The organism is Peribacillus sp. NPDC097198 (genome assembly GCF_044762055.1).
In the GTDB taxonomy this organism is placed as follows: Bacteria; Bacillota; Bacilli; order Bacillales; family DSM-1321; genus Peribacillus.
Genome location: NZ_JBIWDO010000005.1, coordinates 237,822 through 261,589 on the forward strand (window position 1 = coordinate 237,822; position 23,768 = coordinate 261,589).

26 protein-coding genes and 3 pseudogenes are annotated in these 23,768 nt (G+C 42.4%); 25 read left to right on the forward strand and 4 right to left on the reverse strand.

Annotation, left to right across the window (positions count from 1 at the left end; genetic code table 11):
• Window positions 1-48: 48 nt before the first annotated feature.
• From ACIQXQ_RS11190 to ACIQXQ_RS11235, 10 genes and pseudogenes are all read left to right on the forward strand, one after another.
• Window positions 49-347: pseudogene (locus ACIQXQ_RS11190) on the forward strand (contact-dependent growth inhibition system immunity protein).
• A gap of 79 nt (window positions 348-426) precedes the next feature.
• A pseudogene (locus tag ACIQXQ_RS11195) lies at window positions 427-723 on the forward strand (DNA/RNA non-specific endonuclease); the annotation flags it as partial.
• A gap of 2 nt (window positions 724-725) precedes the next feature.
• Complete coding sequence (locus ACIQXQ_RS11200) at window positions 726-1,214, forward strand: immunity protein YezG family protein (protein ID WP_402957414.1); 489 nt, start codon at window positions 726-728, stop codon at window positions 1,212-1,214.
• Window positions 1,215-2,124: 910 nt separating this feature from the next.
• Window positions 2,125-2,292: a Fur-regulated basic protein FbpA gene (locus tag ACIQXQ_RS11205; protein ID WP_402957416.1), complete on the forward strand. Its 168-nt coding sequence runs from the start codon at window positions 2,125-2,127 to the stop codon at window positions 2,290-2,292.
• A complete protein-coding gene (locus ACIQXQ_RS11210) occupies window positions 2,285-2,437 on the forward strand; it encodes an FbpB family small basic protein (protein WP_402957418.1) in 153 nt (50 codons plus the stop codon). The genes ACIQXQ_RS11205 and ACIQXQ_RS11210 overlap by 8 nt, the downstream gene beginning before the upstream one ends.
• Window positions 2,438-2,765: 328 nt before the next feature.
• Entirely contained in the window at window positions 2,766-3,494 is a 729-nt protein-coding gene (locus ACIQXQ_RS11215) for an MOSC domain-containing protein (protein ID WP_402957420.1), read from the forward strand.
• A gap of 120 nt (window positions 3,495-3,614) precedes the next feature.
• The gene (locus ACIQXQ_RS11220; RefSeq protein WP_402957422.1) at window positions 3,615-4,049 is read left to right on the forward strand and encodes a hypothetical protein; all 435 of its coding nucleotides are present in this window, start codon (window positions 3,615-3,617) and stop codon (window positions 4,047-4,049) included.
• Window positions 4,050-4,736: 687 nt separating this feature from the next.
• Complete coding sequence (locus ACIQXQ_RS11225) at window positions 4,737-5,291, forward strand: hypothetical protein (protein ID WP_402957424.1); 555 nt, start codon at window positions 4,737-4,739, stop codon at window positions 5,289-5,291.
• 198 nt (window positions 5,292-5,489) lie between these two features.
• Window positions 5,490-5,831 (forward strand): hypothetical protein, encoded by a 342-nt coding sequence (locus ACIQXQ_RS11230; RefSeq protein WP_402957426.1) that lies wholly within the window; start codon window positions 5,490-5,492, stop codon window positions 5,829-5,831.
• A 133-nt stretch (window positions 5,832-5,964) separates the two neighbouring features.
• Complete coding sequence (locus tag ACIQXQ_RS11235) at window positions 5,965-6,297, forward strand: DUF5658 family protein (RefSeq protein ID WP_402957428.1); 333 nt, start codon at window positions 5,965-5,967, stop codon at window positions 6,295-6,297.
• Window positions 6,298-6,439: 142 nt separating this feature from the next.
• On the opposite strand, the pseudogene gsiB reads toward ACIQXQ_RS11235, so the two are convergent.
• Window positions 6,440-6,634, reverse strand: a pseudogene (gene gsiB, locus ACIQXQ_RS11240) (glucose starvation-inducible protein GsiB); the annotation flags it as partial.
• Window positions 6,635-6,804: 170 nt separating this feature from the next.
• Window positions 6,805-7,104, reverse strand: coding sequence for a hypothetical protein (locus ACIQXQ_RS11245; RefSeq protein ID WP_483878327.1), 300 nt, complete (start codon window positions 7,102-7,104; stop codon window positions 6,805-6,807).
• A 643-nt stretch (window positions 7,105-7,747) separates the two neighbouring features.
• Here ACIQXQ_RS11245 and ACIQXQ_RS11250 point away from each other — a divergent pair.
• From ACIQXQ_RS11250 to ACIQXQ_RS11270, 5 genes are all read left to right on the forward strand, one after another.
• Entirely contained in the window at window positions 7,748-8,245 is a 498-nt protein-coding gene (locus ACIQXQ_RS11250) for a hypothetical protein (protein WP_402957430.1), read from the forward strand.
• 182 nt (window positions 8,246-8,427) lie between these two features.
• Complete coding sequence (locus tag ACIQXQ_RS11255; RefSeq protein ID WP_402957683.1) at window positions 8,428-10,155, forward strand: LytS/YhcK type 5TM receptor domain-containing protein; 1,728 nt, start codon at window positions 8,428-8,430, stop codon at window positions 10,153-10,155.
• 21 nt (window positions 10,156-10,176) lie between these two features.
• On the forward strand, window positions 10,177-10,908 hold the full coding sequence (locus ACIQXQ_RS11260; RefSeq protein WP_402957432.1) for a LytR/AlgR family response regulator transcription factor: 732 nt from the start codon (window positions 10,177-10,179) through the stop codon (window positions 10,906-10,908).
• Between the two features lie 206 nt (window positions 10,909-11,114).
• On the forward strand, window positions 11,115-12,566 hold the full coding sequence (locus ACIQXQ_RS11265; protein ID WP_402873289.1) for a carbon starvation CstA family protein: 1,452 nt from the start codon (window positions 11,115-11,117) through the stop codon (window positions 12,564-12,566).
• Between the two features lie 171 nt (window positions 12,567-12,737).
• Window positions 12,738-13,655 (forward strand): class I SAM-dependent methyltransferase, encoded by a 918-nt coding sequence (locus ACIQXQ_RS11270; protein WP_402873292.1) that lies wholly within the window; start codon window positions 12,738-12,740, stop codon window positions 13,653-13,655.
• Between the two features lie 131 nt (window positions 13,656-13,786).
• On the opposite strand, the gene ACIQXQ_RS11275 is transcribed toward ACIQXQ_RS11270, so the two are convergent.
• Entirely contained in the window at window positions 13,787-13,960 is a 174-nt protein-coding gene (locus ACIQXQ_RS11275; RefSeq protein WP_402873295.1) for a hypothetical protein, read from the reverse strand.
• A 283-nt stretch (window positions 13,961-14,243) separates the two neighbouring features.
• On the opposite strand from ACIQXQ_RS11275, the gene ACIQXQ_RS11280 reads away from it, so the two are divergent.
• Entirely contained in the window at window positions 14,244-14,990 is a 747-nt protein-coding gene (locus ACIQXQ_RS11280) for a hypothetical protein (protein WP_402873297.1), read from the forward strand.
• Between the two features lie 52 nt (window positions 14,991-15,042).
• Entirely contained in the window at window positions 15,043-15,801 is a 759-nt protein-coding gene (locus tag ACIQXQ_RS11285; RefSeq protein ID WP_402957435.1) for a uracil-DNA glycosylase family protein, read from the forward strand.
• Between the two features lie 147 nt (window positions 15,802-15,948).
• On the opposite strand, the gene ACIQXQ_RS11290 is transcribed toward ACIQXQ_RS11285, so the two are convergent.
• Window positions 15,949-16,749: an IclR family transcriptional regulator domain-containing protein gene (locus ACIQXQ_RS11290; RefSeq protein WP_402957437.1), complete on the reverse strand. Its 801-nt coding sequence runs from the start codon at window positions 16,747-16,749 to the stop codon at window positions 15,949-15,951.
• A 185-nt stretch (window positions 16,750-16,934) separates the two neighbouring features.
• Here ACIQXQ_RS11290 and ACIQXQ_RS11295 point away from each other — a divergent pair, with 185 nt between their 5' ends.
• The 8 genes from ACIQXQ_RS11295 (at window position 16,935) to ACIQXQ_RS11330 (ending at window position 23,763) form a co-directional block, all read left to right on the forward strand.
• Window positions 16,935-17,705 (forward strand): dioxygenase family protein, encoded by a 771-nt coding sequence (locus ACIQXQ_RS11295; RefSeq protein ID WP_402873304.1) that lies wholly within the window; start codon window positions 16,935-16,937, stop codon window positions 17,703-17,705.
• 110 nt (window positions 17,706-17,815) lie between these two features.
• Window positions 17,816-18,679, forward strand: a complete 864-nt coding sequence (locus ACIQXQ_RS11300) for an alpha/beta fold hydrolase (protein ID WP_402957439.1) — start codon at window positions 17,816-17,818, stop codon at window positions 18,677-18,679.
• A gap of 76 nt (window positions 18,680-18,755) precedes the next feature.
• A complete protein-coding gene (locus tag ACIQXQ_RS11305; RefSeq protein ID WP_402957441.1) occupies window positions 18,756-19,487 on the forward strand; it encodes a carboxymuconolactone decarboxylase family protein in 732 nt (243 codons plus the stop codon).
• Window positions 19,484-20,170, forward strand: coding sequence for a CoA transferase subunit A (locus ACIQXQ_RS11310; RefSeq protein WP_402957443.1), 687 nt, complete (start codon window positions 19,484-19,486; stop codon window positions 20,168-20,170). The genes ACIQXQ_RS11305 and ACIQXQ_RS11310 overlap by 4 nt, the downstream gene beginning before the upstream one ends.
• A complete protein-coding gene (locus ACIQXQ_RS11315; RefSeq protein ID WP_402957445.1) occupies window positions 20,167-20,808 on the forward strand; it encodes a 3-oxoacid CoA-transferase subunit B in 642 nt (213 codons plus the stop codon). The genes ACIQXQ_RS11310 and ACIQXQ_RS11315 overlap by 4 nt, the downstream gene beginning before the upstream one ends.
• 21 nt (window positions 20,809-20,829) lie before the next feature.
• The gene (locus ACIQXQ_RS11320) at window positions 20,830-21,945 is read left to right on the forward strand and encodes a muconate cycloisomerase family protein (protein WP_402957447.1); all 1,116 of its coding nucleotides are present in this window, start codon (window positions 20,830-20,832) and stop codon (window positions 21,943-21,945) included.
• A 53-nt stretch (window positions 21,946-21,998) separates the two neighbouring features.
• Window positions 21,999-22,148 carry a hypothetical protein gene (locus ACIQXQ_RS11325; RefSeq protein ID WP_402957450.1) on the forward strand — a complete coding sequence of 50 codons (150 nt, stop codon included), beginning with the start codon at window positions 21,999-22,001 and terminating at the stop codon, window positions 22,146-22,148.
• 31 nt (window positions 22,149-22,179) lie between these two features.
• Window positions 22,180-23,763, forward strand: a complete 1,584-nt coding sequence (locus ACIQXQ_RS11330; protein WP_402957453.1) for an amidohydrolase — start codon at window positions 22,180-22,182, stop codon at window positions 23,761-23,763.
• Window positions 23,764-23,768 lie beyond the last annotated feature (5 nt).

Here is a 23,768-nt window from a genome sequence, read left to right on the forward strand (position 1 = left end):
GTTTTATTTTAACAGGATATCCAGTTAAATAGAAAGAAGGGGTAGGTTATGGAAAAAACTTATGATTATTTAGAGGAGTTGGAAGATTTTTTAGGAGGAACATTTCATCAAGATATCAGTCTCCAGAACAAGCATTAAATGAGTTTATAAACGAAGTCAGCAAAGAATGTTTGTTGTCCACAATAAAGGATTGTGAAAAGTTTTTGAATAATAATTTAACAAAACAGGAGAAAGAAAATATTATTCAAAATAATGCCGAGATTCATTTTCCAGCTATTAAATTAACCCCTCTACAGTGGCTAATTAATTTAGTAGAGCAAATGAAAGAAGGAGTGAAAACAAAATAAAAATACAATAATGTAAAGATAACCTTGATTGGCTAATTCCCTTTCAAGGTTATTTTTTTAATAGTTACCTAGTGAAGAAACGAAAGATAACTATAAATACACTACTGATGAACTTGGACGTATAGTAAATGTAGATGCCTCTACACTTGTATTAAAAAAGGCTGATAGAAATAAATATGCTCAGGCAAATGTAGGGGGCAAAGACAGATTACCAGATGATGATGGTGGACATTTAATAGGACCCCAATTTAATGGTCCTGCTGATATTGATAATCTTGTACCACAAAACAGTCAAATTAATAGGAGAAGTTTGATGCGATATGGAGAGTCTCTGTTAGTATTTAACCAAACTTCTTTAAATGAATCTGGAGGCTGATAATGATGAGTTTTGAAATAGAATTAAATAAGTTATATAAAGATATTGCGCAACAGGTTAATGAGATGATCCCAACTGAATGGGAAAATATCTGTTTTAATGGTGAAGTTAAGGAGGGAGAAGGGGGAGTTTTCTTCTTTTTCACACCCAAAGGTGAGGAGGAACACGTTTTTTCACATCATATCCCCAAATTATATGGTGTAGATAAGAGGGCTTATAATAAAGAACTACATAAATTATTTCAACTAACTGTTGAACTTCAAAAGGTTTTTACAGAAAATAATCAAGAAGCTTGGTTTTCAGTGTCATTATTATTAAATGATACAGGAAAATTAAATGTACATTTTGATTATACAAATTGGCATGAAAGTGAATATGGTCCATCAGCAAGAATTAAATATTTTGAGTATAAATTTGTAAGTAAGAACAAAGAAAAATTAGATTTAGGTTTAATAGAGAGAATGAAAGAATTTGAAGAAAGGAGTAAGTAAATCAATTCTTCTGCAATTTTATAAATTAATTGGTTAATTATTCTCTTAACAAGATGCATTTTGTAAAAATGCTCATATTTGGCCCCAGTAAATGGGGGATATAGTTTCATAGCTATTTCGAATTGTAACCCGACTACTAGACACTCATAAGTGTCTAGTAGTCGGGTTTTCTTGTAAACTTGCTTCGGCGAAGCCGTGACCGACAAGGACATGTTTGGAAACGGGTTAACATACAAAACCTAAGTGGTCACCAGAGGCTTTCACCATATGACTTATTAGATGAACTTCGCCCTCTATCGAATCAGTCGAATATATATAATTGACATTGATAATCATTTTCATTTATAGTGAGGGTATAGTGAAAAAAGTTCTCAATTAGGCAGGTGAGAGGAAGAAGGTACTTATCGTTTTTTTATCCGGTACTACCGAGAAAATGGCCGTAATTATGAAGAGTAGCCTCACAACTGTAGGCTGAAAGTATATATGGAAAGATTGGATACCGGAGAAGTAGACACTTTAAAGTGGTTTGATTTGACCTTTATCGGTTTATATACATGGAATAAAGAGGAATGACCTTATGAAGCAATGGAATTTCATGAGGAAATTGAACAAGTAAATCTTGCGCGAAATGAAGATTATATGTTTGAGTTCGGGCGATTTGGGTTATAGAAATCCTTGTGACGCGATACAGATTTTTTTAGAAAAAATGAAAGAATGCTGTGGTCATAAATGGTGATTGGATTCTATAAGCCCATCATGTACCTACTGCATATAATTCAGTAAAGAAATGCGAAGATTTTGCAGATCATGCTCTTATATGGGGAAGAGAAAGTGGAGATTTTTCCGTTCAATCGAATATGATGTATCCCAACCTAGGAGAGAGTCTGTTTATTTATGAAGGAGGGTTTTCATGAGAACCCAAATAGATAAAAAGGGAGAAGCCATCAAAGATCAGCTTATCCAAGAACTATTGAAATTCGGCATTTTCAAGAAAAACGATAAACAATTATATGAGTTACCAGTTATTGTACTCCAAAAAGAATTCAATCAGCTAAGAGGTGAATGGAAGAATGCCTAGAAGAACAAAATCATTTAATCAACTGCTTAAAGAAAACCGAAATACTTTGCTTCAAGATAAACGTGAATTGGAACGAATCTTTATCAAAATCGATCAAAAGGCAACGGGTGAGGTTAAAAGCAATCGACAAGTACACTCATCATGATATCCTTTGCTCACATATATAAGGAAACCGATAACAGTCTATGTTTCGGTTTTTCATATGCTAGACACCATATTTCTGATTTTGATAGTTGATGTCCAAATCAAAACAAACAGTGTCATGAAAAATGGCGCTTCTGTAGCAGCTGCATCCGGTTCACCCCTTGTATTTACGATAGGGACATAGTAATGGTTCTAAAAGGAATAATGAAAGCATATAAAAAAGGAACGGGTTCTACTCATGTGTAGAGTCCGTTCTTTTTTGTCGCGTGCTCCCATCACATCCAGGCATTATGGCAGAATATCAATGGACAGTACGTAGGAGGGATACCATGTTAGTCGGTCATATCAAGGAAATCGTGCGGCACCCTGTTAAATCGTTTCGTGGGGAGAGCGTCCAAAAAACGAATGTCATGCAGTACGGGGTATATGGGGATCGCAGTCATGCGTTTTTGGATGAAACCAGGTCAGGTAAATTTTTGACCATCACTCAACACCAGAAAATGGTTCAATATCAAGCGCGATTTGTCGGGGAAGAGTCGATGTTTGCTTATCCCACAGTGGAAATTACCTCACCGGAAGGAAAGGTCATGGCTTGGGGTGATGAGGATTTACTTAGGACCATGGAAATGGAATCGAAACGGAAGATTTCTTTCATTGAGTATTCACCTACCCATGTACCATTGGGAGCGATAGAAGCGGAGCCTATTCAACTGGTGACGGACGCGTCCCTGAACGAATTACAAACGATATGGGGGAAAGACCATCTCGACCACCGACGGTTTCGGCCCAATTTCGTCATCTCGTTAACCGATAAAATCCCATTCATTGAACAAACCTGGTTCGGAAAACGGATGAGGATAGGCCGGGATGTGGAAATCGAATTAAGAAGGCCCTGTGAAAGGTGCATGATCATCACGGTCAGTCCTGACGATGCCGAGCGAGACCCAACTTTGCAAAAAACGGTCCAAAAGAATTGTGATAACCATTTTGGCGTGTATGCCTCTGTCACTCGAACAGGGGAAATAGGGGTCGGAGATGAAGTATTCCTTCTAGACTGAAATAGGAACACTGCCTACTAATGATAAATGGCAGTGTTATTTGTTTTTATCTCCAATTAATCCATTATAATGTTGGTAAAAATGGTAAAATAAAGGTTAATTATGCAGGGAGTTGTTTAGATGCGTCCTTATCCTACTTGGTTTACTTATGTGGTGAAAGTACTTTGGTTGGCGGGGTTATTTGTCCTGCTTGTTGTCAGTTATACCCTTGGATTGACCATTCAGAAGAAAGTCGAAGCCACATTTATCATCGAGCCCTTATTCTGGTTCGATAGCGTGGTACCCCTTGTATTTGGTCTATACGTGTCCCTGCTTTTCGTGAAGGGATGGACATTCAAGCTCCAAATGCCTCTTTTTATCTGCGTCACCCTTCCATGTCTGATTCTATCCTTATACGTACCAATCGTGTATACCTTTTTTCCAAACGCAGCCTATTTTCCCGACCCATATTGGCTGCTTACAAGAGATAGCTTCAGGATCATACCGGTCGTAGCTGGTTTGACACTATTCACCAGCCTGTTCGGAGTGAAGCGAGATTCCATGTTTTATAAATGATGTTTGGGTGAGTGGTTGAATTATCGCGTTGGGCGGTTGAATAAATGGAATCTGTGGTTGAATATTTACGTTGTGTGGTCGAATTATCGCCTAGCGTGGTTGAATTCCTACCCTTTGGAACGATTTCTCAGCTATAATTAGCACGGTTGGCTAGTTATCTAACCAGTAGCTTAAGGGGAATTGGAAAGAAGGAAAAAGATGAAGTTTAAACCAGCTTTTTATTACTTTTTAATCTTGTTGATACTTTTAAATGCTAAAGCCATTACATTTCATAATACGCATCTTTTTTCACTAATGATTATCATGGTGTCGATCTTGCTTATTTTAATGAGTAGATTGAGGGTCTTGGAGGAAGATGGTCCTAAATCTAGACATATAATTTTAGGCTTTGTATGTGCCCAAGGAGTTTATTATATGGAAAATTTTTTAATGAATTAAATGTAATAACGCTTACGAAAAAGGTACACCTATATGCCATGTGAAAAATGAGCTTGGAGCTAGAGAACCAAGCTTATTTTTTTGTATCTAATTCTATTGATTAACATGTTCTTCTCATCTTCTTCCTCAGCTTCTGTAGGTTCGTTAATAGTATGTTTGCTCGGTTTGTAAAAATGAGCCACAAAAATCCCATTAATGGTAAAATTATTAAATAACCGACTTTTTTACTTACATAGAGGAGGAACAAAATTGAAAAGCAGAATTCTAGTTGTGGGCATGCTGTGCTTACTCTTTCTAATTGGCTGTTCAAAGTCGGAAGAACCTTCATTCGAGGATTTTTTTCACGCCGAAATGGAAAAAACGAAGGATGAGTATGGGGATGAATTTGATTATGCCTATTCTCTCGTATATACAAAAGTCCATACAATGAACCAACATGATGATGCTATCGCCATTTTTACGGAGCATAATCCAAATGGAGACCAAATCTTTATTGCCTATTTAGAAAAAGAAAATGGGAAGTGGGAGTGGAAGCAAACAAGAGGCGCAGAATTTAACGATCCAGTCCAATGGTCTGCGATGAACGAAGAACCCTACATATACTCAGGGACGCTTACCGATGACTCCATTTCACATATGTTTGCAGGAGATGAACCTGCTGAAATCATCGAAGTGGAGAAGGGGAAAAGATTCTGGTACGCCATTAGCGATGTGCAGGACGTAAAAGTGAAAGCGGTCAAAGAAGACGGAACCGAAGAAAATGTGGAAGAAATAGATGAAGGGAGAGTGAAAAAAGTTGAGTGAGGATCAATGCCCGAAATGTAACTCATACTCGATTAAGAAAGGGATACTTGGGACAGGGTTCAAATTTGTTCAAATGTTCTCCTATGATCATTTAAAGAATAAGCCGTCCAAGATCACCTCTCATTATTGTTCGAATTGCGGGTTCATCCTTGGTTCTTATGTGGATAACCCGTCCAATTTAGAACCAAAGGGGGATAAGTGAAGCTGGATTGCTTATGTGCACGACGGAAACCGTCCATTCTGAAATTGGAAGCAGATACCGGCGCAGATCCGATATGGTGCCATCTCTGTGGATGTAACCTGGATTTAGATGAAGTCCCCATTTCAGATGAACTGAAAAAGGAGCTATCAGATTGGGTGAGAGAGTATGGAGACTGGATAGATTGGGAAACGGATATCATGCTTCCAGACGGAATGACTCTTGAAAAAGAACATAATGAAAAGGGATTACGATTAACGGAAAAAATCAAAGAAGAGCTGGATGGAAACTATAGAATTGTATTTTTTCCATCCAAAACGACCTGTATGGATACTCCCTGATCAACATGCTCCTTTAAGGGAGTGTGGATTGACTGTTCTTTACTAAGAACAATTTGTCTGGCATCTTTACTGTTCCTTCTTGATAAGGTATGTTCCATTCGTACTTTTGAAAAGATAGTGGTAGGAGGAGATCATGGTGGATGAAGCAAGGATTTCGAAAGAGAAGATGAAGAATATGCTCGTATGGATTTTCGTGCTATGTCTGTTCGATGCTGTGGTAACCGATTTTGGCATCCAGGCAGGATACATAAGAGAACTGAACCCCCTCATGAAAGAAGTGTATCATTGGAATCGCTCCTTCTTCTACGGATGCAAACTGTTCCTTCCTTTGCTTCTTTTGTGGATCTATCCGCAGTTAAAACGTAGAAAAGTGGTGAATGGCGGAATCTTGCTTTGTTTGGCCGCGTATGCCGCCGTCACGGTATACCATTTCTTCTGGATGTTACTGGTGATGAAAGGCAGTTAGACTGATAAAAAGCCGGAATTGACCGATATATCATGTGAATTGACCGATAAATACCAAGAATCGACCGATAAAAACAAAACAAACAAAAAAAACGAATAATTGCCCGTTAAGACAATTACTCGTTTTATGGAATGGTTTAATTGTTATTGTTATCGCTGCGAGCTTTTCCGCCCTTTTCACCGATTTCTTGGTAAAACTCTTTGTCATGATTCTCGGAGGTCGCTTCTCCGCCTTTTTCACCAATCTCTTGATAAAACTCTTTGTCGTGATTTTTTGAAGTTGCTTCTCCACCTTTGCGACCTGCTTCTTCCCGACTCATTTTGTTATTGTCAGCTATGTTAATCACTCCTATAAAAGTTTTTTGTGTTGCTTACAGTATCATGTATATCCTAATCCACACTCTAGTAAACTAGTATTTTGAAAAAAATACATATTATATTGAAAGGAGAGTCGATTTTTTAAATAGAAACGTTTAAATGGCGCTCATTTGAGCGCCATTGTCATTTGTCAGATTAAAACTAATTGTATGCTAGTCCAGTTCGTATAAGTGAAAAAGATGACCAGTACATTCTTGGTCATGTTGATCAGAATCCGATTATTCCTGAACTCCATTTCCTTATTCTCTTGAAGAAAAAAAGGTAAGGTAATGCGATGTGGGAATCTTTCAAGGACCGTCAAGCCAATCCAGATGATCAGACCAAATAGTGGAAGGGCAAGTACGCTTTCCTTTGAACCCAAAATACTCACTTTCCCGAACGAATTAAATTGAAAGGGTATTTGACTTGGTAGAGAAGACCATTCCGTCATTATGTATACAACACTTGAAATAAGAAATAAGAGCGAAATGATATCTAATATCATTTCTATTAGCGTTCTTTTGCGTTTAACTACTAACCGCTGCTGTTTAATCTCCCTCATCTCCGTTTCAAAATAATAAACTTCCCGGCGTCTTACTTAAAAGTGGAATGTAGCGGACCACTCTCCTATTTTAGCACGGGGGAAGGGACGAAGTATGATGTAAATCTCCCAATCAAAAAAATAAAGGGACCATACGGCAACCTTGTTCAATTTAAAAAAACAAAAAACCTTAGGAGAGGGGGCCTAAAAAGGCGGTCACCTAAGGGATCGTGAGCAGGTAAATACCTGACTCTTTTTCCATTATACTCCTTTTGAATCGGAAGATAAACACCCCTTCCTCTAGGTTACAATAAAAAATATATTTTCTGTATGTTCATCACTCCATTTATATCTGTTATGGTGCGAATGGATGGTATTTTTGATGCCTGTGTTTTTCATGGAAAAAAGGACTTGGAATTAATTTGGGGAAAATGATAAACTAGCTATATCAGTGTGTAGAGATATTGGTCTTTTCTTTTTGGGGGGCCAAAAATATATGTCTCATGATACGTCTGCCATCTGAAATATTTTTTTATATGGGAGATGGATCGATATGCACGGGGAAACAAGATTACCAAGAGGCGGAAAAGAATTTATATTGTTTTTAGTCATCATTTCCATTCTTTCTGTCAACATTATCGCACCACTTATTATGGCATTTAAATTTGGATTCACGAAGGACGTGTATGTTGATACGTTAAAAGTGATTCCGTTTGTTTGGGTTTGTGTCATTATATTGGTACCATTTGTGGTAAATCCACTTGTTACTAAGCTTGTACAAAAGTTTGCTGGACCTACGGACGGCTTTAATGCACGGGTGTTGTTCACAATATTATTTAGCGTGAGCATCTTGTCCGTTTTACTGACAGTTATCGGTTCTTGGGTTGGCATGGGGGAAATTAGCTGGAAGCCGATTCATACGTTCTTTTATGACTGGCCACGTAACTTCTTTATCGCATTCTGGGTTGAAACGTTGATCGCTCAACCAGTAGCCAGGTTTGCCATGAAGAAATTGCATGAAAGTCAAGCACGTAAAACCGTAAATGCTTAAATCCCATACAGTACCACTCATATAAGCCGATTGATTTTATTATAAAATCAGTCGGCTTTTTTGATTGGGTCTTTAGAAAAGGTATGGAGAACCCATCCATCGAGCGTATAATAATAGAAGGTATTGTGTAGAGTACAAGCTATCCATACAGGGATTGCAAGAGGGATTGGGGGAGGCAGATCATCATGGAATTGTTGATTACCATGACGGAACGGCTCGGGATCATCGTGACGATTGCCTTTATCGTGACCCGTTTTCGTTTCTTTCGACAAATGTTGAATGAGGATCATTTTAACCGGAAGCAACAGGTCAAAGCCATTTTGTTCTTTGGGGTGTTCGGCATCATTGGCACCTATACCGGACTGACATTGAGTCCCGAATCGCTTGAGTTCAACCGATGGGTCGGGTCTGTCGGGGAAGATGAGGCCATTGCCAACTCCCGCGTGATCGGCGTTGTACTTGCCGGTTTATTCGGGGGATGGCGCATCGGACTTGGTGCTGGGATCGTCGCGGGGATTCATCGTTTTGCATTGGGAGGATTCACGGCGCTTTCCTGTGGGGTCGCCACGATACTTGCGGGTCTGCTTGCGGGTCTTTTTTATAAGAAAAACAAACATGTTAAACTTTCCAAGGCTTTAATGATCGGGGCCCTCGCTGAAGCGATGCAGATGTTCATCATTCTTCTTCTGTCGAAACCGACCGAACAGGCCTTTTCCCTTGTCGGGCATATTGGTATTCCGATGATTATCGCCAATGGCCTAGGCAGTGCCTTGTTTCTATTAATCATCCGAAGTGTTCTGAATGAAGAGGAGAAGGCTGCTGCCTTGCAGGCACAGAAGTCATTGAGGATTGCAAGGCAAACCCTCGGGTATATGCGCCAAGGTATGAACGAAAAGTCGGCTGCTGCGGTATGCCGGATTTTGTTTGATGAAGTGAAGGCAAGTGCCATCGCGATAACCAATGAAACGAAAATCCTCGCCCATATCGGTTTGGGGGATGACCATCACTCGCCGGGACGGCCGCTCCAGACAGAAATCACACGCCAGGTGATCGAAGGTGGGGAGCTGATCGTAGTGGGAAAACGGGATATTCATTGCCAGGTTTCCGATTGTCCGTTAGGCGCGGTCATCATTGGTCCTTTAAAGAAAGGAAATCAGACAGTCGGGACGTTAAAGTTATATTTTCGCCATGAAAAAGAAATCAACAATGTGGATGTCGAGTTGATGTCAGGGTTGAGTATGCTCCTCAGCTATCAACTGGAAGTGTCACAGCTCGACGATGCACAGAAATTGGCACAAGAAGCGGAGATTAGAGCCCTTCAGGCCCAAATCAATCCGCACTTCCTATTCAATGCTTTAAATACGATCAACTCGTTAATAAGGATTGATCCTAACAAGGCAAGGAAAATGCTGCTTCACTTATCCCAGTATTTCAGAAAGAACCTAGCCAGTACGACGGTGGAGTGGACGACCTTATCGGAGGAACTTTCACATCTTCAAGCGTATGCGAATATCGAAAAAATGCGGTTTGTCGATAAGCTGCACATTCATTATGAAGTGGGTGAAGATGTTCTCCATGCGAAGATCCCGCCGCTCATCCTCCAGCCATTAATCGAGAACAGCATCCATCATGGGTTTAAAAACAAAACGGAAAACTGTTCGATACATATTCTTCTTGAAAAAGAAACGGAAGCCTCGATTAGAATCGTCATAAGGGATAATGGGGCTGGTATCGAGCCAGGTCAGTTACAAAAGCTTGGCCAAGAAATCGTTGAATCCAAAAGCGGGACAGGCCTTGCCCTTTATAATGTGAACAAACGGCTCACGATGATGCTGGGGCAACAATCGGCCTTGAAGATTCGGAGTGAACCAGGAAAAGGCACGGAAATATCCTTTCGCATTCCAAAGTAAATGAAGAAAGTGGGGAAGAACATGAAATCGGTCATTCGGACACTTGTCATAGATGATGAACGTTATAGCCGCGAGGAATTGATTCATCTGTTGAAGCAGCATCCCTCCATCGATATAATCGGCGAGGGTGAATCTGGGGAACAGGCCATCGTCTTGGCGATGCAGCTGCAGCCTGATGTGATTTTCCTCGATGTGGAGATGCCGCTCATGAATGGGATGGAGGCAGCGAAGGCCCTCCAGGAATTGAAGAACGTCCCGAGAATCGTCTTTGCGACTGCCTATCCTCAGTTCGGTGTGGAAGCCTTTCGTGTGGATGCGGTGGATTATCTATTGAAACCGTATGATGAAGAACAATTGGCAGAGACGGTTAGCCGCCTTGAAAAACTATTCTTAAAGAAAGAGGAGAATAGGCCGGTCAAAAGCGCCGGAAGACTGGCTGTCGAAGTGGAGGGGGAAATCCTCTATGTTCATCCTCATGACATCCTATACATTTCACGGGAAGAAAAGGTATCGAAGATCGTCACGGTCGACCATGAATATGAAGTGAAAACGACGATGAAGGAATTAGAAGAACGGTTACATGAATTCCCGTTTTTCAGAATTCATAAAAGTTATCTGGTGCATATGAATTATGTATTGCGTCTTACCCCCTGGTTCAATGGGGCGTACCAGCTTGAATTGAAAGGACGGGATGAAATGCTGTCCGTCAGCCGGACGTATGCCAAAGCTTTTCGAGCGGCCTTGGAGTTATGATAGGGTAGGAAGAATCTGATATGAATCCAAGCGAGACTCTCAGATTCTTTCTCGTATACATGTGACAAAATTTTGAACATTTTACACGTTAATTCGACATATGAACCTCTTACCCTCCGAATTCGACATGATAATAAGAATTCAATCTTTTCTGTCAATTCATCGTTTATACTATATGTAAGCGATTCCAAGGAGGGCATAAACAGATGTATACATTTTTAGGTGGAGTCATTCTATTACTAATCGGATATTTTACATATGGTAAATTCATAGAGAGAATGTTTGGTGTCAAAGCGGACCGACCGACACCGGCATATGCGAATCAGGACGGCGTCGATTACTTGCCGATGAGCACGAGTAAGAATTCTTTGATCCAATTATTGAACATCGCAGGGGTCGGACCCATTTTCGGTCCGATTATGGGAGCTTTATATGGACCTGTTGCGTTTATCTGGATCGTACTTGGCTGTATCTTTGCAGGGGCGGTTCATGATTACCTAACTGGCATGATTTCAATTCGGAACCGTGGAGCCCATTTACCGGAACTTGCAGGTAAATTCCTGGGCAGAGTGATGAAGCATGTTGTCAACGCATTCGCCATCCTGTTATTAATTTTGGTGGGTACGGTATTTGTCACGTCCCCAGCATCCTTGCTTCATAACTTAATGAATGGGACGGTGAGCCTGACGCTCATCACGGTAGCCATTTTTATTTATTATATTCTGGCGACACTTCTGCCCATCGATAAAATCATCGGACGGTTTTATCCGATATTCGGGGCGTTATTATTAATCAGTTCCGTCGGAGTGGGTGGAGCCTTGATCATCCAACAAGCGCCGATACCGGAACTGACGTTATCCAATTTACATCCGGATAACCTGCCAATCTTCCCGTTGTTGTTCCTAACGATTTCATGTGGGGCACTATCAGGCTTCCATGCCACACAATCACCAATCATTTCACGTACGACCCAAAATGAAAAACAAGGCCGGAAAATCTTCTATGGAATGATGATTGCAGAAGGAATCATCGCCATGATCTGGGCCGCTGCTGCCATGAGCTTGTTCGATGGACCAGTTGGCTTGAACGAACTTCTTGCAACAGGTGGAACAGGATTGATCGTAAGTGAAGCGGCAAAAGTAACGCTTGGAGCGTTATTCGGCACCATCGCCGTACTGGGTGTCATCGTCTTGCCGATCACGTCCGGAGATACGGCTTTCCGAAGTGCACGGATGATCATTGCCGATTATGTGAAATTCCCGCAACTGAAAATGAGCAGCCGCTTAGTCATCGCGGTTCCGCTGTTCGTCATTTCCATTGCTTTGACGCAAATCGACTTCAACATCCTATGGCGCTACTTCTCATGGGCCAACCAAGCAACAGCCGTCATCGCCCTATTCGTAGGAGCCATGTACCTGTACATCGCGAAGAAGAATTACTGGGTGTCCTTACTGCCAGGAACCTTCATGCTATATACGGTGTTGGTCTATATCCTAAACGCCCAAATCGGTTTCCGATTATCGATGGATACCTCCTACATCATCGGAGCCATCGTCAGCGTCATTTTGGTCATCACCTTCTTCGTCGCAGCGAAAAAACAACGAGCCGCCAACATCCCGCTCGAAGAAGATCTTTCGTATTATAAGAAAACTGCTTAAAGAAAAAACGCCATTTTGGCGTTTTTTTTTATATTCAGGTTAGATTTTCGAGATAGAGTGGATTGACAAAAATATTTATTTATGCTATAATTTACAGTTAAAATTTTTGTGTGTATAATGAGATTCTCCTGGCCAGGGGAATCTTATTTTTGTTATACGGGGGATGAATGTATGAAGAAGAACGAATCAAGTATGACTTCCTTAATATCAGCCTTTGGTCGGGCTTACCATAGTCAATACGACACACCCAAAATTTTTGATGATTTTATTGTAAAAGATTTAATTAGCCAAAAAGAATTTACGGATATTCAAGAGAACATGATTAAAGGCATTCCATTCTTTAATGATAGCATAGCAAAGAAATTTCGAGATGACCCAGATGAAATGTTAAAATGGATTACACAAGTCCAACTTTCTCCAACTCCTTTAGCACGTGCTGCCTATTGCGAAAATGTAGTACTCCATGAAATCGTGCTGGGCGTTCAACAGTATGTCATCTTAGGAGCGGGATTAGATACCTTTTGTTTCCGACACCCGGAATTAAACGAAAGCATCGATATATTTGAAGTGGATTATCCAGCTACACAAGACTTTAAAAAGATCAGGTTAGAAAATGCAAATTATCAAATCCCGGATACCCTTCATTTTGTTCCAATGGATTTCACCCGACCATTTGCCATTCAAGATCTTATTGGAAAAGGTTTCATGCCTAACAAAAAAACCTTTCTTAGTCTTTTAGGTGTTTCATATTATTTAACAAAAGAAGAACATGCCAATTTGATTAATGAATGGTTTGCCAATCTACCTTCAGGGAGTTCGATCGTATTTGATTATGCAGATGACAACCTTTTTGAAGAAAAAGGGCTGTCCAATCGCGTGCAAAATATGGTTCAAATGGCATCAGCTAGTGGTGAGCCCATGAAATCATGTTTTACTTATGAAGAAATGGAGAAAATGTTAGAAAACTCAGGTTTACTCATTTATGAACATTTATCACCTGTTGCCATTCAAAATAAATTCTTTGGTGGTCGAACAGATTATTTGTCTGCATTCGAAACCATTCATTACATCCATGCTGTGAAAAAATAGTATGTCGCAAGAACTAGAACCTCCCAATCTCTCTATGATGGGGAGGTTCTTAGCATTTATATCTGATATTCCTTTGAACATTCCTTTTTTTGAATGTCATAATCTTCTGCGGTTCCTGATGGTATTTACTTTTACCCAAGGAAGTTTTGAATTTGATGGATGGTCAAAATCGTGGTAAACAAGCACCCGAAGGAAGTTAAGATTATAATTTTTCTATTGTTTTGCTTTTCTTCAGGTTTAAAGAATTCATGAATTTGTACAATCCATAACGCCATAGTGACAAGGGCAAGAATTCCGATGGACAAAACACTCACCTCCTAAAGACTGTTCATACTTATATTTATCTTTAGTCTAAAATTCATTTCACAGTGTGACAAGTTACTGAAATTCCAGTTAACGTGTATTTCTTTCCTTGTCATTAATTTAACATAAATATCCATTCGTTGCTAAGCCTATTTAAATCAATCTTTTCCTTGAACCTAGCCTTAAAAATTGTTTAGCAAATTAAAAACTATTCATTTTAATTTGGATAAAGTTTACAATCGTTATAACGATGAATGGCAAGTGAATGGGGATGGGGGAATGATGATGAAACAAGTTTTATACCTAGGGGCAATACTAGGAACGGTGCTTTTAACGGGATGTAGTACAAATCAGGAAGCGAATCAGACAAAGAGTGAAGAGGCGTCTAAAGTGTTAGGGGGTGAACAAACTATAGAGGGTGCACCTTTATCCAATCCTCCAATTGATGTTGTGGAAACAACGGGTCCCCTTCAATTGACGCAGGAACAAAAGGAAGAGTACCACAAGCAGTATGAGGAAATTGTCCATCAGGCGAATGAGACCAAAATAGGGATTAATCTGGGCGTACCTTCGATTGAGGAGTTTGAACCCCAAGATTGGGCTGAGCCAAAAGACTATAAGCAGAGGATCCAAGAACATATGGATTTCTTCTTGGCAAGTGAACGTGAGGCATTAAGTAATCTACCTTCACAAACTAGTGAAGTCGTTATGGGTTCGAATGGAGAAAGGAAAAAAACGGCCCACCTTTATGTTAGCGATAAGATTTTTTCAGTAGAGGTTTCAGGTATGTTTGAGACACAATATAATGAAAATCGGGAAGGCCAAATGTTTTCAAAGGTAGATCAGATTACATCACATATAGCCAGTTCTTCTAATGGAGAATGGAAGCAAACCTTCTCGGAGGCCAAACTTGTGGATAATGGCCGTACATATAGCCTTTTGATTGAAGGGGTGTATACTTTACATCGTATAGCCACAAAGAAAGCCTTCACGATTGAATTCAGTTGCAATGAATTTGGTGCTATTCTTTGATCAAGCATTATTTTACACGACACCAAGCTTATAAAAGAAGGGATCAACACTCATGAGTATCGTACAATTTTCGAAATTCGAGCAATACAAGGATCTGCTGTATAGCTTGCCGGCCTCGTATACAGTGGACATGATCCGAAACAAGCAATTTCTGCTGGATCGGGATGAGAAGAAAAACCTCGAAATCTATTATGCTCCTTTTGAATATGTGAATGAACATGCCAAGGTCGTGATCGCCGGAATCACACCAGGATTACATCAGATGAAGAAATCCTTTTCAACCGTCATTGAAGTCAAGGATTACATAGAAAGTGAGGAAGAAATCCTCCACGAAGTAAAGAAACAATCCAGCTTTGAAGGGCCGATGCGAAAGAACCTCGTCAAGATGCTGGATGAGCTGGGTTTACATGAATACTTGGGGCTATCCTCCACGATCGAGCTTTTCGCCGAGGCCAATTCCTTGGTCCATACAGGATCCGTCCTGAACTATCCGGTGTTTTATAAGGGAAAAAACTACAGCGGGACGACGCCGGACATCTTAAAGACGGAGCTCCTAAGGAAGCATATCATGGAAGGGTTTGCGACCGAAATCAGCAACATGGACCAGCCCCTCATCATTCCGCTAGGCATCAACGTCTCCAAGGTACTCACCTACTTGGCGGAACAGAATCACCTCGATGCTAGCAATCTGCTACTAGGATTCCCGCATCCTTCCGGGGGCAATGGACATAGGCATAGGCAATTCGCGGAAAACAAAGAACAGATGCAAGAGATGATCCGGGATTACTTCTCGAATCATCCAATCCAGTGAAGCTGTAAGTTTGTGATTGTTCCGTGATCAATGGAATGAGAGATTCAAGGGCAGCCAGAGAATTTGTAGAATCATGATAAAAGCCACCTGAGGAGGGAGTCCCTTCAAACAGGCGGCTTTTGTTGGTTTGCATTTTACACAGATTTATTAAAAATGTGAGGAGTTCGATGTTGCGATGGCCCTACTAATTTTGGCTGCCGTGTCTAATAGCAATGGAAGAAATTCTTCTTGAAGAACTTCTTCACTGATTCTTCCAGCATGTGCGGAACAATTGATGGCGGCAATGACTTGTCCTTCAGAATTTTTTATGGGAACAGCGATGGATCGGAGTCCTTCTTCGAATTGCTGATCAACCCCTCCCCAACCCATTTCACGGACTTCATCCAAGGTGCTCAGTAATTGCTGCTTGTCCGCAATCGTTTTTTCTGTAAACGACTGTAGCGTAATTTGATCCAACCGTTTCTCTAGTTCATCTTTCTGAAGATTAGCTAGAAGCACGTGTCCCATGGACGTCGCATAAGCAGGGAGGCGGGATCCGACATCCAGATTAATCGACATGATTCTTTTCGTAGGAACACGGGCAACATAGATGATTTCCGTGCCGTCCAATACAGAAATGGAACTGGACTCACCTATTTGGGCAACAAATTCCCGCATGATGGGATAGGCCATATTCCAAATGTTCTTCGAAGAAATATAGGCATAGCCTAATGTCAGGGTTCGGGCGGTTAATGAAAAGGATCCATTTTTCGACTCTGCAAACCCTAGGTGAACCAAAGTAAGTAAGATTCTGCGCACAGTCGGTCTGCTTAAACCGGTTATTTTCGCCGCTTCACTTATGGTCAGTGTCGGAGTTTCCTGTGAAAATGCCTGAATAACAAGCAGCCCACGTTCTAGGGATTGGATATAGTCGCCACTTTTTATATTTTCTGAATATTCAGTTGACATGAATGATACCCCCTGTGTAAAATAAAGTTGTACGAATAGAAAATTTATGTACGGTTATCGTACAATTTGTTCATTCATTTTGCAAGTCCTCCAAGAAAAGATTACCTATACGATTCACTTGCAAATGTATGCGGTTACAAAGTGTAAATATAGTTGGCCATTTAAAATCTGAGGGGGAAACAATGATGTCAGAAACGATTGTACAAAATAAGCGTGTATTAGAAGCGTATGAAAGCTTTGCTAAGCATTTGAAGAATTTTTTAGATGAACAACAATTTAATCATGAAGAGTATACGAATTTCGTGAATTGGGCAGATCGTCTGGGGAAAAGTGGAGAAATCCCGCTGTTTTTGGATGTCTTCATCGAGACCTATGTATTGGAAGCTAAATATAAGGGGTTGCCTGGTACAGAGCCTTCCCTTCTTGGACCTTACTTTGTGGAAGGCTCTCCGTTACTAGAAAAGCAACCGTTCATTATACCGGAAAGACCGGATGAAGCAGGAGATAAGTTAGTGTTTTATGGAAATGCAAGTTCCGTTAACGGACAACCATTGGCCAATACAAAAGTGGAGTGGTGGCAGGATGACAGCGACGGCCTATACTCGAACTTTGATTCAAAAGCACCTGACTTTAACCTAAGAGGTCATTTCTATACGGACGAGAACGGAGACTTCGAGGTGCATGCGAGAGTTCCTATTCCTTACCAAATCCCTACGAGTGGTCCAACAGGTGAATTTGTAAGAGCGGCTGGGTACCATGCATACCGTCCTGCCCACATCCATATGAAACTCGAGCATGAAGGTCATGAAACACTGATCACTCAAGTCTTTTTTGAAGGGGATGAGTGGTTAGAAACGGATGTAGCCAAAGGCGTTCGAACTTCCTTGTTAACGAAACTTGAACAAGTGGGGGACCATAAAGAGGCATCCTTGAATTTTGTATTGAGAACCCTCTAATACTTGATGAATCGAATTCCTAGGCTGTCGAGAGCATTTCGGCAGCCTTTATTTCATAACACTAAAGATTCCTTCCATACGTATAACGGATAAAGGTGAGGTGCCAATACATGAACTCTTATAAAAAAATGATCAACGGGAACGAAATGCAAGTGGTGGATTACCCGGGGGAAAAAGGTCCGATTATCGCGATTCATGGACTAACTGGTACACATAAAAACATGCACCATTACGCGGATGCCTATAAAGGGGAATACAGATTCATTTCGGTCGACCTGCGGGGACGGGGAAATAGTGCGGATACAGATCCCGAGCCTTCCATCTTTCGTCATGCCGAAGATATCCTGGCATTAATAGAAGAAATGAATATCGAAAACCCTATCCTCTTGGGTCACTCCATGGGAGCTTTTATATCGGCCATTGTGGCCAGTAAATTAAATACAGTAAAAGCCGTCATTCTACTGGATGGTGCTGCTACAATGTCCGAGCACCAGAGAAGGATCGTTCAGCCTTCTTTGGGACGATTGAGTAAAGAATACGAATCTCAAGAACATTATGTCGAAGAAATCAAAAGGATTTACGGAAACCTAGGAATCCCGTGGACAGAAACACTGGAGGATGCCGTCGAGTACGAAGTGGCTCCTGTAGCTGACCATTGGGAGAATAAATCAACCGAATCAAGCATCCTCGCTGACTTTGAAAGCTTTTATACCTTTAGTTCAAAAGAGATTTGTTCACAGATTCAATGCCCCGTATTGCTTGTGTATGCTGAGGGCGACATCGGGTCCATGCCTCCGTTATTCCTTCTGTCCGACTATGAGGAAACGCAGAAGTATACGGAACGAATCGAAACGGTCGTTTCGGACTGCAATCACTACACCATGGTTTTTGAAAAGCGTGATGACATCAATCGGGATATTCAATCCTTTTTGAAGAGGGTCGAACAAACACCTTTTACGTTTTTGAAGCAGTAAAGAAGTGAGGAGACCTACATCCTGAAAACCATCAAACTATAAAAATGGCAATCTACATAAGAAGGGAGAATGATGAATGAGTAAAGGGTTGGATTATTTTAAGGAAGTTTATGATGAGGTGCCGGGCTGGGTGCAAAAAATGCATGATTACAGTCCAGTTGTCTTAGACCACTATACGGGGTTGCGCGGTGAAATTATGCAGGATGGCGCGTTATCACGTAAAGAGAAGGATGTACTCGTGGCCAGCATGAACGCAGCAAGACTATATTCACGTAGCATGGTGTATCACACCAAAGGCGCCATGGATTTCGGTTCAACGATTCCGGAACTTGTCGAATACCTACTAGTTTCCTATTTATATAAGGGGTTTCCGTCACTTAAAGTGTCGCTTGAGTCTTTGGCATATGCCCTGGAATTATCGGGTACACCAGTTGAACAGCCAGCAAATGATCCTGAAACGATTGAAGACGTGATTTCTACGATGATTGCCTGGATGGGAGAGCTGGATACACGTTTTTTAGTAGATACATGGTACGTCATTCAAACGAATGAAGCCGAGAGGATCGAGGAGAAAATCCTTAGTGAGGGAACCGTTTCTTCTAGATTGAAACACCTGAACATGGTGGGCAATTACATTGCTGAATTGAGGGGTGAGGAGGCGATTGCCTGGATAGAAAGAGCGAGACAGGCCGGAGCTTCAGAGGCGGATCTAGCTGATGTGGGATACATATGCATTCTAACGGCCGGCATTCCCTCATGGTTTGAAATCAGCGATTCCCTGAAACGGGCAAGGGAGGGACAGGCATGACGAAGGTGACACAAGATCTGCAAGAAGCCTTATCATGCGTGGAAAGCGGTCAAACGATTTTGGTGGGCGGCTTTGGATTAGTGGGTGCACCACTTACGCTAATTGAAGGATTGACTAAAAAAGACGTGAAGGATTTGACGATTGTCAGTAATAATCTCGGGGAAGCAGGTAAGGGTTTGGGAATCCTGCTCAACCAAAACAAAATCAGAAAGGGGATTGGCTCTTATTTTACAAGCAACCGTGATGTGGGTGCCAAATATCAAAGAGGGGAAATTGAACTGGAAATTCTGCCGCAAGGGACATTGGCAGAATCCTTGCGTGCGGGTGGGGCGGGCCTCGGCGGGTATTACACGACCACAGGCGTCGGCACCGAGCTGGCAATCGGAAAAGAAGAGCGCAATATTGATGGCGTGAATTATATTCTGGAAAAAGCGATCCGCGCGGATGTTGCCATTATCCGGGCGCATAAAGCTGATACCCTAGGGAATCTCGTTTACTACAAAACGGCTCGTAATTTCAACCCATTGATGGCAACCGCTGCGAAACGAGTCATCGTAGAAGTGGATGAGATCGTCGAATCTGGTGAATTGGATCCAGAGGAAATCGTCACACCCCATCTTTATATCGATACCATTATCCAAGCACAGCAAATCTTGACAAAGGTAGGGGTAGTGAGCAAATGAATAAACAAATGAGCAAACATGAGGTGCAGCATCTGATTGCGAAGCGTGTGGCCAAAGAATTGCACGGTCCTTGTACCGTCAATTTAGGAATCGGCATCCCCACACTAGTAGCCGAATATCTCGAGGATGAGAACGTATTCCTGCACACCGAGAATGGCATGTTGGGTGTAACGGATGTTGAAGAGGAAGATATCGACCCGAACCTTGTCAATGCAGGCAAACTACCAGTCGGTGAAGCCGTGGGGACCTCCTTCTTCGATAGTTCCGATTCATTCGCGATGATCCGCGGCGGTCATGTCGATGTGGCGATACTTGGTGCCTTACAGGTTGCACAATCAGGAATCATTGCGAATTGGGCAGTTCCAGGTAAGAATATCTTGGGGGTAGGCGGTGCCATGGATCTATTGGTCGGTGCGAAAAAAGTCATTATAACGATGAGCCATATTTCGAAAGACGGCCAAAGCAAAATTCTGAAAGCATGCACCTACCCGATTACATCGACCAGAAGCGTGGATATGATCGTGACAGAGTTAGCGGTATTCGAAGTGGTCAATCAACAATTAAAGCTGGTTGAACTGATGCCAGGTGTAACGCTTGCAGAAGTGAAGGAAAAAACAGAAGCCGATTTTATTGTGTAAAAAGGTGAGAGTGAGGTAACTATGAAAATACGTTCAGTAGATATATATATACTAGATTTACCGACAATTCGTCCGCATCAATTGGCGATGCATACCATTGTTGAACAGACCCTTGTTGTGGCCTGCCTAACGGACGAAGCGGGAAATGAAGGATGGTCGGAAGTCGCGACGATAGGCGGTGCTTCATACGGGGAATCCACTCCGGAAGCCATAAAGGTCAATATTGACCGGTATATATCCCCTTTGATCATCGGTAAGGAACCCGTACACTTTGACAAAATCATGTATGACATCTCGAAACACGTAAGAGGCAACTACTTTGCCAAATCCTTGATAGAGACGGCGATGATCGATTTAACGGCTAGAAGTAAAGAGGTGCCTGCCTTTGAGCTATTTGGCGGCCAGATTCATAAATCGCTGCCAGTCGCCTGGACTTTGGCGAGCGGAGATACGGATAGAGATATTGAAGAAGCGAAGGAACTCTTACACCAGAAACGTCATAATATCTTCAAATTGAAAATCGGTAAAGGCGATCCGATTAAAAATGTTGAACATGTATTGGAGATTAAAAAAGCCGTCGGGGACGAAGCGCGCCTTACTGTAGATGTGAATCAGGCGTGGGATGAAGATACGGCGAATGCCTGCATTGCACGTTTAGAAGACGGTGGCATTTCCATGATCGAACAGCCACTCCCAACTTGGAACAACGAAGGAATGGCACGCTTGACGAGCCGATTCAAGGTGCCAATCATGGCGGATGAATCGGCGAACTCCATCCAAGATTGCTTCCAAATCGCGAAACACAGAGCAGGCAATTCCATCGCCCTAAAAGTGTGCAAAGCGGGCGGAATGACACAAACGAAAAAAGTCGCAGCCATTGCCGAAGCGGCTGGAATCGGTTTATACGGGGGGACGATGATCGAATCCAGCCTAGGGACGGCCATATGTGCACAATTATATTCAACGATACCGGAAATGAAATTCGGTACGGAATTATTTGGCCCATTATTGTTCAAAGATACGATCACGGTGAATGACATCCAATATGAAAACTTTGAAATCATCATTCCAGATGGAGTTGGATTCGGGGTGGAAATCGATAAAGAGAAAGTACAGCACTATTCGAGAGAAATTTGATAGATAAATGTGACTTTGACTGAGGCCCACCTTGATGAAGGGGGGCCTTATTTTTGACTAAACAATTCATAGTTGTAGGAAAATGCCGATTGTATAGATGGATGGTCATATTTTTAGAGGGGCTATTGCTTTTGAATAAAGGGAAAACTGGCAACCATGGAGAAAGTAAAACAGGACGTATCGATGTCGACGCGTTAAGGTAAACGAAAACTCGCAGAGAAAGGGATCCTTCCTATGAAGAAACTTTGGTATGGCGGCACAATTTACACAATGGAGAAAGAACATGAAACGGTAGAAGCCGTCCTTGTCGAGGGTGACAACATACTCGCTACGGGATCATTCAATGAACTGAACGTCGAGGCAGATGAGCGAATGGATTTGAAAGGGGCCGTCATGTATCCGGGGTTCGTTGACAGCCATCTTCATATGCTCTTCCAAGGAGAAAAGTTAATTCGTCTTGATTTAACAAAAGCCCGTTCGGCAACCGAGATGCTGGAGATGGTGAGCGAGGCAGCGAAGGCAGCCCCAAATGATAGCTGGTTGTATGGGGAAGGCTGGAACGAGAATAACTTCGCCGACCAGCGCATTCCAACAATCGGGGAACTTGATGCGATTCGGAAAGAACCGATCCTGTTGACGCGGGTTTGCCATCACGTCGTGTTGGGCAATTCAGCGGCCCTTGCAGCAGGCGGCATCACATCAGACAGCCAACCTCCAGCAGGCGGGGAAATCGGGAGAGATGCGGATGGCAGGTTGAATGGCCTGTTGTTCGACCAAGCGATGAACCCTGTTACAGAAGCTGTGCCAAAAGAAGGGGAAGCGTACATCGATTCATTGACGAACACACTGAACCTTGCTGTGGATAACATGCTTTCTTATGGCCTGACGGGTGGGCATACAGAGGAAATGAACTATTTCGGAGACTTCAGAAACCCACTCACGGCGTTTCACCGCGTCGTTGGCAAGAAGAAGCATTTCCGCGTGAATATATTGCGGCATAACGCCGTTTTTGAAAAAATGATCGAAGCCAACGCAGAGTTTGACCAGCCCTATGTAGAACCGGGCGCGATGAAGATCTTTGCCGACGGGGCCCTTGGCGGGTCGACGGCGGCCCTATCCCAGCCATATGCCGATCAACCGGACAACAAAGGGCTCTTCATCCAAACCGATGAAGAGTTGGAGACGTTGGTGAAATTGGCACGCAAGCATAACGAAGTCGTGGCCGTCCATATGATTGGGGACGCGGCGACGGAACAAGTCCTTCGGGTCATTGAAAAATATCCGGCACCAAGCGGCAAGCGGGACCGCTTCATCCACTGCTGTATATTGCGAGAGGACCTAGTCGAAAGAATGGCGAACCTACCGCTTGTCGTGGACATCCAACCGGCATTCGTCCCATCCGACTTCCCGTGGGTCATCGACCGCCTCGGGGAAGAACGTCTTTCCTTAGCCTATCCATGGAAAACGCTACTGGACCGGGGCATCATGTGTGCAGCGGGAACGGATGCACCAGTAGAGGACATCGATCCGCTCGTAACCATCTATGCAGCAGTCGAACGGAAAAGACCAAGCGCCGAGAATGATGGCTACATACCGGAACAAAAGCTATCCCGTTTCGAAGCCATTCAACTGTACACGATCGGCAGTAGCCAGGCGATCAACAAAGAGCATGAGCGTGGCTACATCAAACCAGGCTACGTCGCGGACTTCACGATATTCGACCGGGACCTATTCGATGGCACGACAGACGAGATGCTGACAGCCAAAGCGTTGAAAACGGTCGTGGCGGGAAGGGTCGTATTTGAAAGGGGAAAATGAGACGA